12 protein-coding genes are annotated in these 14,657 nt (G+C 69.1%); 4 read left to right on the top strand and 8 right to left on the bottom strand.

Going from position 1 to position 14,657, the window contains the following annotated elements:
* Positions 1-18: 18 nt before the first annotated feature.
* The gene (locus tag B2869_RS15060; protein WP_021200217.1) at positions 19-1,260 is read right to left on the bottom strand and encodes an ABC transporter substrate-binding protein; all 1,242 of its coding nucleotides are present in this window, start codon (positions 1,258-1,260) and stop codon (positions 19-21) included.
* Positions 1,261-1,449: 189 nt separating this feature from the next.
* Between B2869_RS15060 and B2869_RS15055 the strand changes: the two genes are divergently transcribed.
* The 3 genes from B2869_RS15055 to B2869_RS15045 are packed head-to-tail and all read left to right on the top strand — an operon-like array spanning position 1,450 to position 4,678.
* Positions 1,450-2,634, top strand: a complete 1,185-nt coding sequence (locus B2869_RS15055; protein WP_292768270.1) for an ROK family transcriptional regulator — start codon at positions 1,450-1,452, stop codon at positions 2,632-2,634.
* Entirely contained in the window at positions 2,631-3,659 is a 1,029-nt protein-coding gene (locus B2869_RS15050) for a Gfo/Idh/MocA family protein (RefSeq protein WP_029258868.1), read from the top strand. The genes B2869_RS15055 and B2869_RS15050 overlap by 4 nt, the downstream gene beginning before the upstream one ends.
* Positions 3,656-4,678 carry a Gfo/Idh/MocA family protein gene (locus B2869_RS15045; RefSeq protein WP_292768266.1) on the top strand — a complete coding sequence of 341 codons (1,023 nt, stop codon included), beginning with the start codon at positions 3,656-3,658 and terminating at the stop codon, positions 4,676-4,678. Before B2869_RS15050 ends, B2869_RS15045 begins: the two co-directional genes overlap by 4 nt.
* A 107-nt stretch (positions 4,679-4,785) precedes the next feature.
* Here B2869_RS15045 and B2869_RS15040 read toward each other — a convergent pair whose 3' ends face one another.
* Positions 4,786-6,894, bottom strand: coding sequence for a DUF7507 domain-containing protein (locus tag B2869_RS15040; protein ID WP_292768263.1), 2,109 nt, complete (start codon positions 6,892-6,894; stop codon positions 4,786-4,788).
* 459 nt (positions 6,895-7,353) lie between these two features.
* Between B2869_RS15040 and B2869_RS15035 the strand changes: the two genes are divergently transcribed.
* Positions 7,354-8,358: a magnesium and cobalt transport protein CorA gene (locus B2869_RS15035; RefSeq protein ID WP_029258864.1), complete on the top strand. Its 1,005-nt coding sequence runs from the start codon at positions 7,354-7,356 to the stop codon at positions 8,356-8,358.
* Positions 8,359-8,368: 10 nt separating this feature from the next.
* On the opposite strand, the gene B2869_RS15030 is transcribed toward B2869_RS15035, so the two are convergent.
* From B2869_RS15030 to B2869_RS15005, 6 genes are all read right to left on the bottom strand, one after another.
* Positions 8,369-8,836: a hypothetical protein gene (locus tag B2869_RS15030; protein WP_292768260.1), complete on the bottom strand. Its 468-nt coding sequence runs from the start codon at positions 8,834-8,836 to the stop codon at positions 8,369-8,371.
* The gene (locus B2869_RS15025) at positions 8,833-9,741 is read right to left on the bottom strand and encodes an LssY C-terminal domain-containing protein (RefSeq protein WP_051667880.1); all 909 of its coding nucleotides are present in this window, start codon (positions 9,739-9,741) and stop codon (positions 8,833-8,835) included. Before B2869_RS15025 ends, B2869_RS15030 begins: the two co-directional genes overlap by 4 nt.
* A 55-nt stretch (positions 9,742-9,796) precedes the next feature.
* Entirely contained in the window at positions 9,797-11,620 is a 1,824-nt protein-coding gene (locus B2869_RS15020; protein WP_292768256.1) for a glycoside hydrolase family 15 protein, read from the bottom strand.
* 6 nt (positions 11,621-11,626) lie between these two features.
* Entirely contained in the window at positions 11,627-12,976 is a 1,350-nt protein-coding gene (locus B2869_RS15015; protein ID WP_292768253.1) for a hypothetical protein, read from the bottom strand.
* Positions 12,977-12,979: 3 nt separating this feature from the next.
* Positions 12,980-13,933 (bottom strand): NmrA/HSCARG family protein, encoded by a 954-nt coding sequence (locus B2869_RS15010; RefSeq protein ID WP_292768250.1) that lies wholly within the window; start codon positions 13,931-13,933, stop codon positions 12,980-12,982.
* 65 nt (positions 13,934-13,998) lie between these two features.
* Entirely contained in the window at positions 13,999-14,634 is a 636-nt protein-coding gene (locus B2869_RS15005) for an NADPH-dependent F420 reductase (protein WP_021200205.1), read from the bottom strand.
* Between the last annotated feature and the right edge of the window lie 23 nt (positions 14,635-14,657).

The raw sequence follows: 14,657 nt of genomic DNA, 5'->3' as shown, positions 1-14,657 counted from the left end.
CCGCACGCCCCCGAGGTGTTACTTCTTGACCAGCGGCGCCGCGGCGGTCGCGGCATCCTTCAACGCGTCCTCCGGCGACTTGTCGCCGAGGAGCGCTGCCTGGATCTCCGGCGCGAGCACGCCCATCAGCGCACGGGACGAGGCGTTGAGCTCGCCGACCGTGGTGTCGGGAACATACTTCTCGACCTCGCCGAGCAGCGGGTCGTCCGCGTACAGCGGCTCGGTGGTGCTGAGTGCGGAGAAGTAGCCGGCGGCCTTGAGGTACGGTTCGACGACGTCGGCGCCGGTGGCGTACTCGACGAACTTCGCCGCCGCGTCCTGCGCCTTGGAGCCCTTGAGCACCGAGAGCGATCCGACCGTGCCGTAGGCCACGGACTCCTTCTCGGTCAGCGGCGCCATGACCTTGACGTTCTCCTCGCCCCAGAAGGGCACGACCTCGTTGACCGCGTTGTTCCACGTGCACGCGACCTTGCCCTGGGCGACGGCGGTCTGCTCGAGCGGGACGTTGGTGGTGAGCGCCTCGGGGTCGAGAGCACCCGCCTCGGCCAGGTCGGTGAGGAAGGTGAGCGCCTGCACGCCTTCCTTGCTGTCGAAGCCGACGTCGCCGTCCTTCGTGTAGACCTCGCCACCGGCCTGCCACAGCAGCGGGTAGTAGGTGAGGTTGAGGGTGTTCTCCGCGGATGCCGGGTAGTTCAGGGCGTACATGCCCTTCTCGGTGAACCGGGGGGCCATCGCGGTGACGTCGTCCCAGGTCTCGGGGTACTCGGTGACGCCCGCGGCCTCGAACGCGGCGGCGTTGCAGATGAGCGGCTGCGCGCTGGTGAGGATCGGGGCTCCGAGGATGTCGCCGTCGAGCGTGACCGACTTCTTCACGTTGGGCAGCAGGTCGTCCTGACGCTCCGTGCTCAGCAGGTCGTTGAGCGGGGCGATCGACTTCTGGTACGCCGCGAGCTGGTCGGGGATCAGGTAGACCACGTCGGGCCCCTTGCCGGCCGCGATCGCGGTCTGGAGAGCCTCGTCGCGGTTCGCCCACGGGAAGATCTCGTACTTCACGTTGATGTTCTCGTTCTGCTTCTCGAAGTCGGCGATCGTCGAGTCCCAGAAGTCCTTGTGCACCGCCTCGTCGGCGATGACCGGGTAGAGCCAGACGGTGATGTCCTGCTCTCCCTCTGCGGTGTTGCCTCCGCCGGCCGAACATCCGGCCAACAGGGTGGCGGCCGCGATTCCCGCGACGACGCCGGTGATCTTGCTGACGCGCATGGTGCTCCTTTGCTTATACCGTGCTGAGTACGGTTCATTATGACACTGCAATGGGATAATTCGTCAAGTACAAGTTCTCAGAGCCATGTTTCCGCCGTGTTTCCCGTTCGAGAACATCAAAGCTTGATCTGAGAATTGGGTGTGCTAATTTGATCGCACCCGACGACGGAGATGAGGAAGGGACCGCACATGGCCGTGAACAGCCCGCTCTCGATCGTCGCGCGATCCGCTCTGCAGCTGCGCGACTCGGGGCCTGCGACCGTGAACGATCTGTCCCGCTCGCTCGAGATCTCGCGCACGTCGGTCGAGAACGCGGTGACCGTGCTGGCCGACTCGGGCCTGATCGTCGACGCCCCCGCCCAGAACGGCGGCGGTGCCGGTCGCCCCGCCCGTCGCTATTCGTTCCACGGTGCCGGCGGGACCGTCGTGGGCGTCGACATCGGTGTCGCGAGCGTTCGCGTCGTGCTCGCCGATCTGTCAGGGGTCGTGATCGCGCAGCGCAGCTACTCCGGTGTGGCCGAGCAGCTCGACGGCGCAGCCAAGCTCGCGGCCGTGATCGACGACGTGCGCCGCACCCTCTCGGTCGTGTCGATCCCCGCATCGAAGGTACGAGCGGTCGGGGTCTCGCTCCCCGGCATCGTCGACGATGCGGGACGCGTGACCACCTCGGTCGTGATCCCGGAATGGTCGGGCATCGACATCGGCTCGCAGCTGCGGCACGCGTTCGGCTGCCCCGTCGCGGTCGACAACGGGGTGCGGCTCGCGGCCGTCGCCGAGCACCATCTCGGGGTCGCGCAACTCGTCGACGACGTGATCTACCTGTCCGTCGGCAACCGGATCGCGATGGGACTGATCCTCGGCGGACGACCGCGCCGCGGCATCCACAACGCCGCGGGCGACATCGGCCGCCTCGCCTTCCGCGGGCTGAACACCGAGACGGGCCAGATCACGTGGCGCACCGCCCCGACCGCCGCCGAGGTGTTCGCTCTGGTCCGAGGGGGCGATCACGCCGCGCAGCAGGAGCTCGACGCCTTCATCGACGAGCTCGCGCACGGCATCGCCACCCTGACCATGACGGTCGACCCCGCCATGATCGTGATCGGCGGCGGGCTCTCCGCCGCGCACGAGCAGCTGCTCGATCCGCTCCGAGCGGCCCTGCCCGGCCACCTGGGCCTGCCCTTCCAGGTGCCGATCGCCGAAGCACGGCTGGGCGCCGAAGCCGCCGCGCACGGAGCCGTCGTGCACGCGTTCCAACGGCACGCCGCCGAGATCTACGGCATCGAGGACATGCCGGCGCCGCCCATCACCCCGCGGCCGCTCGAACCGGTGGGGGCGGAAGACACCGTCATCGACACAACCGAGGAGAAGCAGTGAGCACGTTGAAGGTCGGACTCATCGGCGCGGGCGGCATCTCCCGCGTGCATGCCGACGCCTGGCGGGCGCTCGGGGCGGAGGGGTACGTCACCTCTCTCGTCGGAGCGGAGGAGATCGCCGAGGAGTACGGATTCGAGCTCGTACCCGACGTCGACACCCTCATCGGGCTGGTCGACATCGTCGACATCGTGACCCCCAGCAGCACCCACGCCGACTTCGCGCAGCGCGCCATCGCCCGGGGACTCGACGTGATCTGCGAGAAGCCGCTCGCGGCGACGGCCGAAGCCGCGGCGACCGTGGCCCGATCCGCCGAAGAGGCCGGGGTACGGCTCTTCCCGGCCCACGTCGTGCGGTACATGGGCGAATACGCCCAGATCAAGGCCGGCATCGACGCCGGTCGCATCGGCACGCTCGCCGTGCAGCGGTTCAGCCGTGCCGGCTCCGCCCCGCAGACGCCGTGGTTCTTCTCCGAACGCGCGGGCGGGGGCGTCATCCGCGACCTGATGATCCACGACATCGACCAGGCCGTCTGGTTCGCCGGTCCCGTCGCGAGCGTCTACGCAGTGCAGAACCCGCCGACGATCGACGACCGCGTTCCCGCCCCCGTCACGTCGCACGTGGTGCTCACGCACCGCAGCGGCGTCATCAGCCACATCCACGGCAGCTGGGTCGCTCCGGGCATGCCGTTCCGCACGAGCGTCGAGGTGTCGGGCTCCGAGGGGCGCCTCCGCTACGACAGCGCCGAGGACCATGCGCTGCGCACCGACGCCGTGCTCCCCGCGGGCGACGCCGACTACCTGCCGCCGATGTCTCCGCAGGAGAGTCCGTACTACGCCGAGATCGCCGACTTCGTCGCCGCGCTGCGCGAGGGGCGGGAGGCGAGGGTCAGCCCTGCGGACGGCATCGAGGCGGTCGCCGTCGCCGAGGCCGCATACGCGTCGATCGCTTCCGGCGCCCCCGTGGCGCTGTCCGAACACCGCGCTCCTGAACATTTCGCGCCCGATGCCGAGGAGGCCGCCCGATGACCGCTTCCGCCCCGCTGCGCATCGCCGTGCTCTCGTTCGCGCACACGCATGCCCTCAGTTATGTGCACGCGCTGCAGACGATGCCGGGAGTGGAGCTGATCGCGGCGGACCCCGACGGCGCTTCGGCTCCCGACGACGCCCCTCGCGGCGCAGACCTCGCGTCCGAGCTGGGCGTCGCCTACGTCGAGACCTACGACGAAGCCTTCGCCTGGAAACCGGATGCGGTCGTGATCGCCGCCGAGAACTCCCGGCATCGTGCCCTCGTCGAGCGCGCGGCCGCGGCCGGGGTGCACGTGCTCTGCGAGAAGCCGCTGGCCACGACGGTCGCCGACGCGATCGCGATGCGCGAGGCGTGCGACCGCGCCGGCGTGATCCTGATGGTCGCCTACCCGGTGCGGTTCGCGCCGAGCGTGCGCGAGGCGATCGCCGAGCTGCGCAGCGGCCGTCTCGGCACGATTCTCGGCGTCACCGGCATCAACAACGGCAAGCTGCCTCAGGATCGCGCCTGGTTCACCGATCCGGAGCTGGCCGGAGGCGGCGCACTGGTCGACCACGTCGTGCACTGCGCCGACCTGCTCGACGAGCTGCTGGGTGAGCGCGCCCAGTCGGTCCGCGCCGTGTCCAACAGCATCCTGCACGCGCAGAGCGAACTCGACGTCGAGACCGGCGGACTCGTGACCATCCGGTATCCGAGCGGGGTCATCGCCACGATCGACTGCTCCTGGAGCTGGCCGATGAGCTCGGCCACCTGGGGTGGACTCACCCTGCAGGTCGTCGCCGAGCGCGGAACGGTCACGGTCAGTCCCTTCGCCAAGGGGGTCGCCGGGCACGATGCGCACGGCGAGACCTGGAGCCCGGTCGGCGCCGACCTCGACGCGCTGCTGCTCGACGAGTTCGTGCGCGCCGTGAGCGAGGGGCGCCAACCGCAGCCCGACGCCGGCGTGGGCATCCGCACGGTCGAGATCGCCACGGCCGCGCAGGCCTCCGCCGCCCGCGGCGGCGCGGTCATCGCCCTCTGACGCTCCTCGGTTCCCGCCACTCGAGGGAACGGCCGGTCGGAGCGCTCCCGACCGGCCTTCCTCGACGCTCCCGCCTCGGCCCGCCTCAGCTCACGTGTCCGTTCAGATCAGCTCACGTCGTGGCGAGCCCCACGGCGCCCGCGGAGGACGAGCCCTGCACCGACGGCGATGACCAGCACGGCGCCCACGATGCCGCCGATCGCGACTCCGCCTCCCGTGGTCGCGAGGCCTGCAGCGGGGGGCGGGACCCGGTCGTGCGTGGTCGTGCAGGCGGTGCTGCACCCCGGGCTGGTGACCGTGTTGACGAGGTCACCGTCACCGCGCGTTCCCACGGTCACCGAATACGTGATCGTGACCACGTCGCCCGCTGCCAGGTCGCCTCTCCACGAGAGCGTCCTCGCGGCCACGTCGAAGGATGCGGCACCGGCAGAAGCGGAGGCATCACCGTTGTAGGCGGCGTCGTCCAGCACCTCGGCGAGATCATCCTCGAGCACCGCTCCGGGAACGGCCGCCAGGCCGCGTTGGGTCACCGTGAGCGTGTAGGTGATGACGGAACCCGCCGCCACCGAGCTGCCAGACCGGGGGTCCGACTCCTTGGTCACGGTGTAGCCGCCGACCGGTGTCTCCGTGGTGTCCGGAGGGGTGATGACCGGGGGCTTGCCCGGGGGCGTGCCTGCCCCCGTCGCCGTGTTGACCACCGCGCCCGCGGTGAGATCGGCCGCCGTGATCGTATAGGGCCGGTCCGCCGTGCACACCACCGACTCCGTCGGGGCGAGCGCGTCCGGATCGCAGGTGATGCCGATACCTGCAGCAGCGAGCCTGTCGTCGTCGATCGTGAGTCCCGTGAGCGGAGTCTCGCCGGTGTTGGTGAGCTCGAACTCCCACGTGATCCGGTCGCCCACATCGCTGTAGCCGTTTCCATTGGCGTCGACGACTCCGCTGACCCTCTTGTCGAGGCTCATCCCGGGCACGAGCGGGGCGTTGAACACGGTGCAGACCACGGCGACGCCGGCGATCTGCGGAATAGTGACGCTCCCCGACGGACCGGTGCCGGAGCCGATCGTGGCCCCCGCGGGTCCCTGCGCATCGACGCACTCCCAGCGGGAACCGTAGTCCGCGAGATTCGTCGTTCCCGCGGCGGTCTCGCCGAAGTCGTAGGTGGTGTTCGGCTGCACGATCACCGATCCGGCGGTCTCGGCCGGCGACTGCGTCTGCAGCCCGGGCTCCGCACCCTCGGTGACCCCGATGCTGCCTGGCCCCGGCACGATGCCGCCGCCGGTGATCGAGAGGGCGAACTGATCGGTGGGCTGCACCCGCCCCGCCACGTTCTTCTGCACCGTCATGGTCGGCGGCGCGCCACAGGTCGCGAAGTCCGTCATGTTCGAGGCGACGGCCCCCGAGACCGGCACGTTCCCGACCAATGCCCCGGTGGTGGCGTTCACCCGGAGGATCGGTCCCGCGCCTCCTCCGATGTACACCTCGCCCGTCCCGCCGAAGGCGATGGCGGCATAGGTCACACCGGCGACGGGCTCGATCGTCGTGAGCAGCGACGAGGCGAGTGCGGAGTTCGACCCCGTCGAGGGGATCGAGCCGTCGACGCGGATCAGCGCACCACCGGTCGGCGTGCTGCCCACGATGTACATCTGACCGAGGGTGTCGAACGCGAAGTCGCTGTTGGTGAGCGCGACGCCCTCGGGCAGACGGATCGTCGAGGCGACGCCCCGATTCGTGTTCGTCACGGGGTCGTAGACGGCGATCTGGTACTCGGTGCCGCCGGCGCCGATGCCCCCGTAGTAATAGAGCCCGCTCGTCGGGCTCACCGCTCCACCGACGGCCGAGTAGCCCGCGAGCACCTGGGCCGGTGTGGAGTCGAAGGAGTCGGTCGCGAGCGTGTAGTCGTACACGGTCCCCGCCTTGGTGAACAGGAAGTTCCCCCCTCCCGGCGCGATGCCCAGCTGATTGACGACGTTGTCACCGGGAAGGTCGATCAGCGCGGTCGCCGTCCCCGTCGTCGCATCGATCTGCCAGAGGTCGCCGTCGCCCGCACCCTGGTTGGTGACGTAGACCGTCGACCCCGTGCACTGCAGGACCGGCGCCGCCTGAGCGGCGGGTGCGGTGGCGATGGAGGCCCCGACGAGCCCGGCCGACACCATCAGCACGGCGGCGATCCCACCCCACAGACCGCGGGCTCGAGGATGACTGAGGGCAGCGGACATGGAGTCTCCTTCGTGCGGCGCATCGTCCGCACACACCGGGCGCACGAAGAGGCTGCGCCGGGAACGGACGGATCGATGCGGAAAGGGGCGACGCCGGACTCTCCGCATCGCTTCGAGGTCCGATGCTACTAGCAGGTAACGTGCTACTCCACCTCTCGCTAAGCAGAATACTGCTCTGATCGGGGCAGCAGCGCGGCCAGGAAGCCTCACAGCAGACAGGAGTATGCTGACGTGTTGGGTCGCCCGACCCCGAAGAGTCCCGAAAGGCGGTGATGGCGATGTCCGGTGATAGTTACGACGCCGCCTTCGCTGCGTCGCGACTCCCTGCGCTAGCGCGTTGACCTTCCGGTCCGCTTTCGCACGTCCTTCTCCGCAGCCGTCGGCGGCGTCATCCGCCCCCTGACGAACCCGAGCACGGAGCTCTCTGCTGCCGTGCACCTGCGAGAACGGAGCCGCATCATGGCGCTCATCGACAACGGCGTGTACGTCCACGGACGTCGCGTGGAGACCCCCAAGAACCTGGACGAGACCTACCGGATGCTGGATGCCGCCGGTGGCATCGCCTGGATCGGCCTGTACCGGCCCAGCCCCGAAGAGGTGGCGTCCGTCGCGCGCGAGTTCGACCTGCATCCCCTCGCCGTCGAGGATGCGCTCTCGGGGCACCAGCGCTCGAAGGTGGAGCGCTACGGCGACACCCTGTTCGCGGTGCTGCGTCCGGCTCGCTACCGCGACGAGCAGGAATCGATCGAGTTCGGCGAGCTGCACCTGTTCGTCGGCCCCGACTTCGTGGTGACGATCCGGCACGCCGAGTCGCCCAACCTCGCCGCCGTGCGCGCACGCATGGAGGCGAACCCCGAATTGCTCGCGATGGGGCCCGAGGCCGTGCTCTACGCGATCCTCGATGAGGTCGTCGACGGCTACGAGCCGATCGTGGCGGGTCTGCTGAACGACATCGACGAGATCGAGGACCAGCTCTTCGGCGACGGCGACGACGACAGCGCGCTCTCCCGCCGCATCTACGAGCTGTCCCGCGAGGTCATCAACTTCCAGCGCGCCGTGCACCCGCTGAACGGGATGCTGGAGTGGCTGCGTCGGGGATCGGCGAAGTACCGCATCGACGAGGAGCTGCAGCGTTCGCTGCGCGACGTGCTCGACCACACGATCCGCGTCAACGAGAAGATCGACTCGTTCCGGGCGATCCTCGAGAACGCGCTCACCGTGCACTCCGCGCTGGTCGCACGCCGCCAGACCGAAGCCGGGCTCGCGCAGAACGACGAGATCAAGAAGATCTCCTCCTGGGCGGCGATCATCTTCGCCCCGACGCTGGTCGGCACGGTGTACGGGATGAACTTCGACGTGATGCCCGAGCTGCACTGGGCCTTCGGCTACCCGATGGCCATCGGCGCGATGGTCGCGTTCGCCGTCGGCCTGTTCGGGGTGTTCAAGTACAAGAAGTGGCTCTGACCCGACGGCCTCACCCGAGTGGCTCACCGGTGCTGATGAAGCGGGGGTCGTTGCGCCGGGCGAAGCTCCGGGCGCTCTGCGCCGACAGGGCGAGCAGCACGAGGATGTCGAGCGCGACGCTCGCGAGCGAGGTGCGGAACGTGACGGGGATGCCGGCGTTCCACCAGTCGAGGAAGACGACGATGATGCTGAGCGAGGCGAAGCTCATCGCCACGATGCGGGCCCAGTTCGACCCGGCGAACACCAGGCCGGCGAGCACACCGTAGAACAGGTACCAGACGCCGAGCGCGCTGAACCCGACGATGAGGAGGACGTCGGCGACATCCGGCGGAACCAGCACGGTTCCGTCGCCGGTGGAGAAGATCTCCTCCCTGATCGCTGTCCAGTTCAGCACGTAGACGAGGATCGAGACGAACCCCCAGATCACCCGGAGCGACATCAGCACCGCGCCGAGGCCGGTGGCCAGAGGACGCTTCACGACAGACCCCGCAGCTCGGTGACCGGCGCCTCCTCGACGGCCTCCTCCGCGGCATCCGCCGACCGCGCCTGCACCACGCGGCGGAGATCGACCACGGGCAGATCGCCATCGGTGTGGATGCTGTCGCCCCCGCCGTTTCGGGAGTGGTATCCCGTGGAGAAGTCACGGATGATGACGATGCGCACCCCGGTGTGCGCCTCGCGAAGAGTGCGGACGATGTGATCGCGTTCGATGTCGATGTCCGCATCGATCTTGTGGGTGATCTGGAGGGTGAACAGCGAGAACCCGACCGCACGGTCGAACGTGCCGGCGGCCACCCAGTCGACACGGTGCCCACCTGGCAGCATCCAGCCGTCAGGGCAGCGCCAGAATCTGACATGGTGCCGCTTGGCCGGGTTGCCCTCGACCTCCTGCTGATAGGCGAGATCCTGCCGTCTCCCGAACAGGAAGAGCGGGCTGACCGGGGCCTCGTCGTAGCTGCGCCTGAGCATGGTCGACGACACGATGCGCCAGGTCGACACGGCCGTGATGTCATCGGCGCGTGTCCACCCGGCCTCGGCCATGCACCGGGTGAGCTGCTCCTCGGTGCCGAGGACGGCGAGGTTCACCGGGTCTCCGAGCAGGCCGTCGCTCGTTCGCGCCCGCCCGATGAAGTAGCTGGGCACGTAGATGCGCGTGAGGATGGAGTGCAGTCTCGGCAGCACGAGGTAGGCGAGGATCAGCCAGAACGCCACCGCGAACCCGATGGCCCACCAGCCCCACGAGAACGCCTCCGTGATGATGAGATACGCGAGCCAGATCGCGGCGAGACCGGCGAACACGAAGAAGACGTCGTCGAGAGCCGCGTTGACGGAGAACCGTCGGCGCGGGACCAGAGGGTCCCGCCGCTTGATCGGTTCCGTCATGTCCACATCCTAGGAACTGCGCGCTCGGGTGAGAAGACGCCGAGGGACCGCCCCCTCAGCGCGACCTCTCCTCTGCGGAGCCGAGATCCGCCAGGGCCAGCGCATCCGCTGCACGCACGAGCGCGAGGTGCGAGAAGGCCTGCGGAGTGTTGCCGAGTTGCCGCCCCGCCACCGGGTCATACTCCTCCGACAGCATCCCCACGTCGTTCGCGAGCCCGCACAACCGCTCCATGAGGGCATGCGCATCCGCACGCCGCCCCGTCAACGCGTACTGCTCGACCAGCCAGAACGAGCACGCCAGGAAAGCACCTTCCGAGCCCGAGAGTCCGTCGACCCCCGTGCCGGTGCGATACCGACGCACGAGTCCGTCGGACATCAGCGTCTGCTCGATGCGTGCGACCGTCGCCAGCATCCGGGGATCATCCGGCCGGCAGTACCCCACCTGCGGAAGGAGGAGCAGCGAGGCGTCAACCTCGATGGTCGCGTAGTGCTGCACGAAGTGACCGTCGACGACACCGCCGCGATCGATCTCCTCGCGCATCCGATCCCGCAGCCCGCGCCAGCGCTCCACGGGGCCTTCGAGTCCGTGCTCCTCGACCGCGCGCACCGCGCGATCGAACGCCGCCCACATCATCACCCGTGAGTGCGTGAAGAGACGGGGCTCACCCCGGATCTCCCACAGTCCCTGATCCGGGCGCTCGATCTGCTCGGAGGCGAATCGGACCAACTCGCGCTCCAGCGGCCAGGAGAAGCCCGACTCGTTGAGTCCAGCCGCCCGCGCGGCCGACAGCGTCACCAGCACCTCGCCCACGACGTCGGCCTGATACTGGTCCGCCGCACCGTTGCCGATCCGCACCGGTGCGGATCCCTCGTATCCCGGGAGATTCGTCAGCACGCGCTCCGCGAGATCTCTCTCCCCCGCCGGGCCGTACATGATCTGGAGGTCGGCAGGGTCCCCGGCGACGGCCCGCAGCAGCCATTCCCGCCACTGCCCCGCCACCCCGAGGAACCCGTGGGCGAGCAGCGCTTCGAGGGTGAGGGCGGCATCGCGCAGCCAGACGTAGCGGTAGTCCCAGTTGCGCACGCCCCCGATCTCCTCCGGCAGGGCCATGGTCGCCGCGGCGGCGATCCCGCCCGTCTCGTGGTTGGTGAGTGCCCGCATGATCAGCAGCGACCGGACCACCTCGTCCCGGTGCGGGCCGTCGTGCGAGATCCGATCGGCCCAGTCCTGCCACCAGGCCTTCGTGGCGTCCAGCTCGTTCTGCACGTCGAGCGCATGGGGGAGGTCGAGGTGCGAGGGGAACCACGTCAGCTGCAGGTCACGCACCTCTCCGGCGTCGACCGCCAGCTCACCCCGGTGCTGATGGTCGATCGGCTTCAGCGGTGCACCGCGCAGGGCGAGGGCATCCGGGCCCCCCATCGCGACCAGACATGGGTCTCCTTCCGGCCCGACCTGGCGCACCCAGGGCATCACCCTGGCGTAGTCGAAGCGGATGCTCAGCCGCTGCTCGAAGACCATGGAGCCGCACACTCCCACGATCCGGCGGACCAGATCGGTCCGCCGGATCGCCGCATCGGGATCGAGTCCCATCGGCATGAAGTCGTGCACCTCGGCGACCGCATCGCCGCTCTCCCATCGGGTGACCAGCACGAAGGTCTCCCGGTCGTAGCGTCGCGTGCTCGTCGCAGCGGGGTCGGTCGGATGCAGCAGCCACCGCCCGTGGGACTCGTCGCCGAGGATCGCCGCGAACGTCGATGCCGAGTCCAGCCGCGGCAGGCACAGCCAGTCGATGCTGCCCGCACACGACACCAGCGCCGCCGTGCGGCAGTTGCTCAGCAGCGCGTAGTCCTCGATGCGGACGCCCGCCTCATCCCCCACGGCGCCTCATCCCCTCGGGCCGGATGATCGGAGGTCGATGTCCGCGAGGTCGATGTCCGCGATGTCGATGTCCGCGATGTCGATGTCCGCACTGTCGAGCAGCGACACGGCCCTCGAGCCCGCTCCCGTGGCGCGGACGCCACCGGCTATCGACACCTCGCCCACACGTCCCCCCACTTCCAGTGTGACCACGTTAGCCCCCGCGGTGACGAGCCGTCCGCCGATGCGGAGCGCGTCGACGGATCCGGTCCCCGTCACGCTCAGCGCGATCGCCGGGAGCGTCATCTGCACGCCTTTGACGAGGCTCAGCCCCTCACCGCCGCTCGTCGTGACATCGCCATCCACCGCAAGCCTCTCCATCGGCCTGCTGATCTGGATGCCGATCGACCCGTCGCCCGTCGTGCGGATGCTCTGGAACCTCGCCGCCCGCAACGTGCCGTCGTAGAGGTTGAAGCCCCGGGCGCCCCTCCCCGTCGTGACGATCGGCGCGCGCACGTCGAGGGTGTCGATATCGCCGAAGTTCACGACCCCGATACCGCTCGGCCCGTGCGACGCGACCTCTCCCGTGGCGATCCAGGTGCCCACCGATCCCCAGTTGTCGAGCACCATGTCGTTCGGTCCGTACGTCGTGACGGCCCCCGCGGTGCGCACCGCGTCGACCGTCGCCCCGCTGAGCACGAACACCCCGGCCGAGATCAGATCCGGCGTCCCCGCCGGGATCGCCCCGTCGGTGTGCACCTCTCCGGTGCGCAGTCGGGTGACGTGCACGGTTCCGCCCGCACCGCGCCCGTCCCGGCCTCCGTGTCCCCCGACGAAGATCCCGCTTCCGTACACCGGCTCGGCCTCCGTCCCCGCAGAGATCTCGAGCAGTTCCGCCGTCAGCTCCACCTCGGGATCCGCCTGCCGGTTCCACAGCGTGAAGCCTCCTTGCAGGACGTCCACGCCGAACCCGTGCGGACGGTGGAACCGTCCACGCAGGTCGGCGGTGAGCACCCGCACGTTCTCGGCCTGCACGTGCCCGCCACGCACACGGTCCTCCGCCAGGATGACGATCTGCCCCCGCGTGGTGACGTTGCGCAGCGTGAGGGTGCCGAGATCGGTCACCCCGGTGTCGTTGAGGATCGCCGCCTCCTCATCAGCCGTCAGGATCGAGATGTCCTCGAGCGTGTTGTCCGAGGTCAGCCGCACACCCCTGGCCCCGAACTGCAGGGTCCCTCCGCGAAGACTCACACCGGGCGCGAGGGTGAATCCCGGCGCCCCGACGATGCTCCCGCGCACCTCGATGTCCTCGACACCTGCGCTGACGGCGGCCAGCAGCTCCCGAGCCGTCGAGACGGTCACCGTGTGTTCGCTCATCGTCTACTCGGCCGTCAGCAGCGCGACGTTCTCCTGAGCCCACGTGCGGAAGTCCTTGAGCCCGGGAACGATCTTCCGCAGTGACGTCAGGTCGCGCGCCCCGGTGAACTCGGCGTCGAAATCGCCGTAGTACTGGAACATGTTGCCGAACTCGTCACTGCCGGGAGCGCCCGACCTGCGCGCGTCGTCGTACGCGATCGACCGGAATCGCACGGGTTCCCCGAGCACGTCGCTCAACACGGACGCGTACTCGGCTCCCGTCAGGTGGTCCCCCGCCAACCCGACCGTCCGGCCGATGTACTCGTCGCCCGCGGCCAGGATCGCGAACGCGGTCCGTCCGATGTCCGAGACGTCGACCGCCGACATCCGCTTCCCGTCCTCGAGCGGAAGCGTCAGCGTCAGCACACCGTCATCCTCTCGACGCGCCCCCATCGCGGAGGCCGCGAGGTTCTGGAAGAAGAATGCCGTGTTCAGGTAGGTTGTCGGCACTCCTGCCGCGGCGAAGAAGGCGTTGCCCTCGCCCTTCGCGTCGAAGTGCGGCACGTTGTAGTGATCCTGCAGCACAGGCATTCGCGGATCTTCCAGGGGCAGCAGATCGCGCGTGTCCTCCAGCGTCGACCACACCACGTGGCCGACGCCGCTCGTGGCGGCGGCTCGGGCGAGCGTCGCGATCTCCTCGAGCTCCCGGGCGGCGGATCCGTGCGCCCAGAAGTTCGTCACCAGGAACGCGCCATCGACGCCGGTGAGTGCGGCGACCACGCTCGGCTCGTCGGCGAAGTCGGCCTGCACCACCTCCACTCCGCGTGCGGCGAGCGCGCGTGCGGCCGGGGACGACGGGTCGCGCGTGAGCGCGCGGACAGCGAATCGCTGCTCGGGGTCGGCGAGAATGGCGTCCACGACGCCACCGCCCTGGGAACCGGTCGCACCGGCGACCGCGATCTTCTTCTGTTCCTTCATCGGTTTTCCTTCTGTTGCTCTTCGTGAGGTTGCTGTTCGTGCCGTAACGGGTTCGGGAAGATCGATCACAGGGCGGCGCGGGCTTCCTCCGCGGTGACGGTCCTGCCGAGCCCACCGATCTCGTGCAGTTCGCCGTACACCTCGATGCGCACGGACTGGTCGAGTCCGCCGACGTTCACGGGTGCGAAACCGGCGGAGCGGATCAGCGAGGCGACGGCCTCCCCGGCCGCACCATCGTCGGTCGCATAGAGGAGTGCGATCGCAGGATCCTGCCGAGCGCTCACCTTCATCGATTCCGCGCCCAGCGTTCCGAAGGCCTTCACGAGGGATGCTCCGGCGGGGAGCTTCTGGGCCAGGATCTGCCCCGAGGACTCCTCGGGCGCGAGGATCTTCACGTATCCGCCGTTCCCGTCCGGGCCGAGCGGATTGGAGGGGTCGACGACGATCTTGCCGTCGAGAGCGTCGCGGTTCTCGTCGATCAGCTTCTTCGACACGTCGAACCAGACGGCGAGGATGACGATGTCGGCAGCGGCGATCGCGGCGGGCACCTCGGCCGCACGCGCACTTCCGCCGACCGCGGCGGCGAGCGACGCCGCCTTCTCCAGGTCGCTGCCGGCGATGATCAGGTCCTCTCCTCCGTCCGCGAGGTCCTGGGCGATGATGCTGCCGATCTTTCCGGTTCCGATGATGGCGGTGGTCATGGTGATCTCCTGTAGGTCTTGTG

It is taken from the genome of Microbacterium sp. UBA3486 (genome assembly GCF_002377845.1).
Taxonomy (GTDB): Bacteria; Actinomycetota; Actinomycetes; order Actinomycetales; family Microbacteriaceae; genus Microbacterium; species Microbacterium maritypicum_A.
Note: the sequence above shows the minus strand (reverse complement) of the source record. Positions and strands in the feature narration are given on the sequence as shown.

Bases quoted from the DNA above. Each gene is read 5' to 3' on its own strand.
- B2869_RS15045 (WP_292768266.1), top strand. From the start codon at position 3,656: ATGACCGCTTCCGCCCCGCTGCGCATCGCCGTGCTCTCGTTCGCGCAC.
- B2869_RS15060 (WP_021200217.1), bottom strand. From the start codon at position 1,260: ATGCGCGTCAGCAAGATCACCGGCGTCGTCGCGGGAATCGCGGCCGCC.
- B2869_RS15025 (WP_051667880.1), bottom strand. From the start codon at position 9,741: ATGACGGAACCGATCAAGCGGCGGGACCCTCTGGTCCCGCGCCGACGG.
- B2869_RS15035 (WP_029258864.1), top strand. From the start codon at position 7,354: ATGGCGCTCATCGACAACGGCGTGTACGTCCACGGACGTCGCGTGGAG.
- B2869_RS15055 (WP_292768270.1), top strand. From the start codon at position 1,450: ATGGCCGTGAACAGCCCGCTCTCGATCGTCGCGCGATCCGCTCTGCAG.
- B2869_RS15005 (WP_021200205.1), bottom strand. From the start codon at position 14,634: ATGACCACCGCCATCATCGGAACCGGAAAGATCGGCAGCATCATCGCC.
- B2869_RS15040 (WP_292768263.1), bottom strand. From the start codon at position 6,894: ATGTCCGCTGCCCTCAGTCATCCTCGAGCCCGCGGTCTGTGGGGTGGG.
- B2869_RS15015 (WP_292768253.1), bottom strand. From the start codon at position 12,976: ATGAGCGAACACACGGTGACCGTCTCGACGGCTCGGGAGCTGCTGGCC.
- B2869_RS15010 (WP_292768250.1), bottom strand. From the start codon at position 13,933: ATGAAGGAACAGAAGAAGATCGCGGTCGCCGGTGCGACCGGTTCCCAG.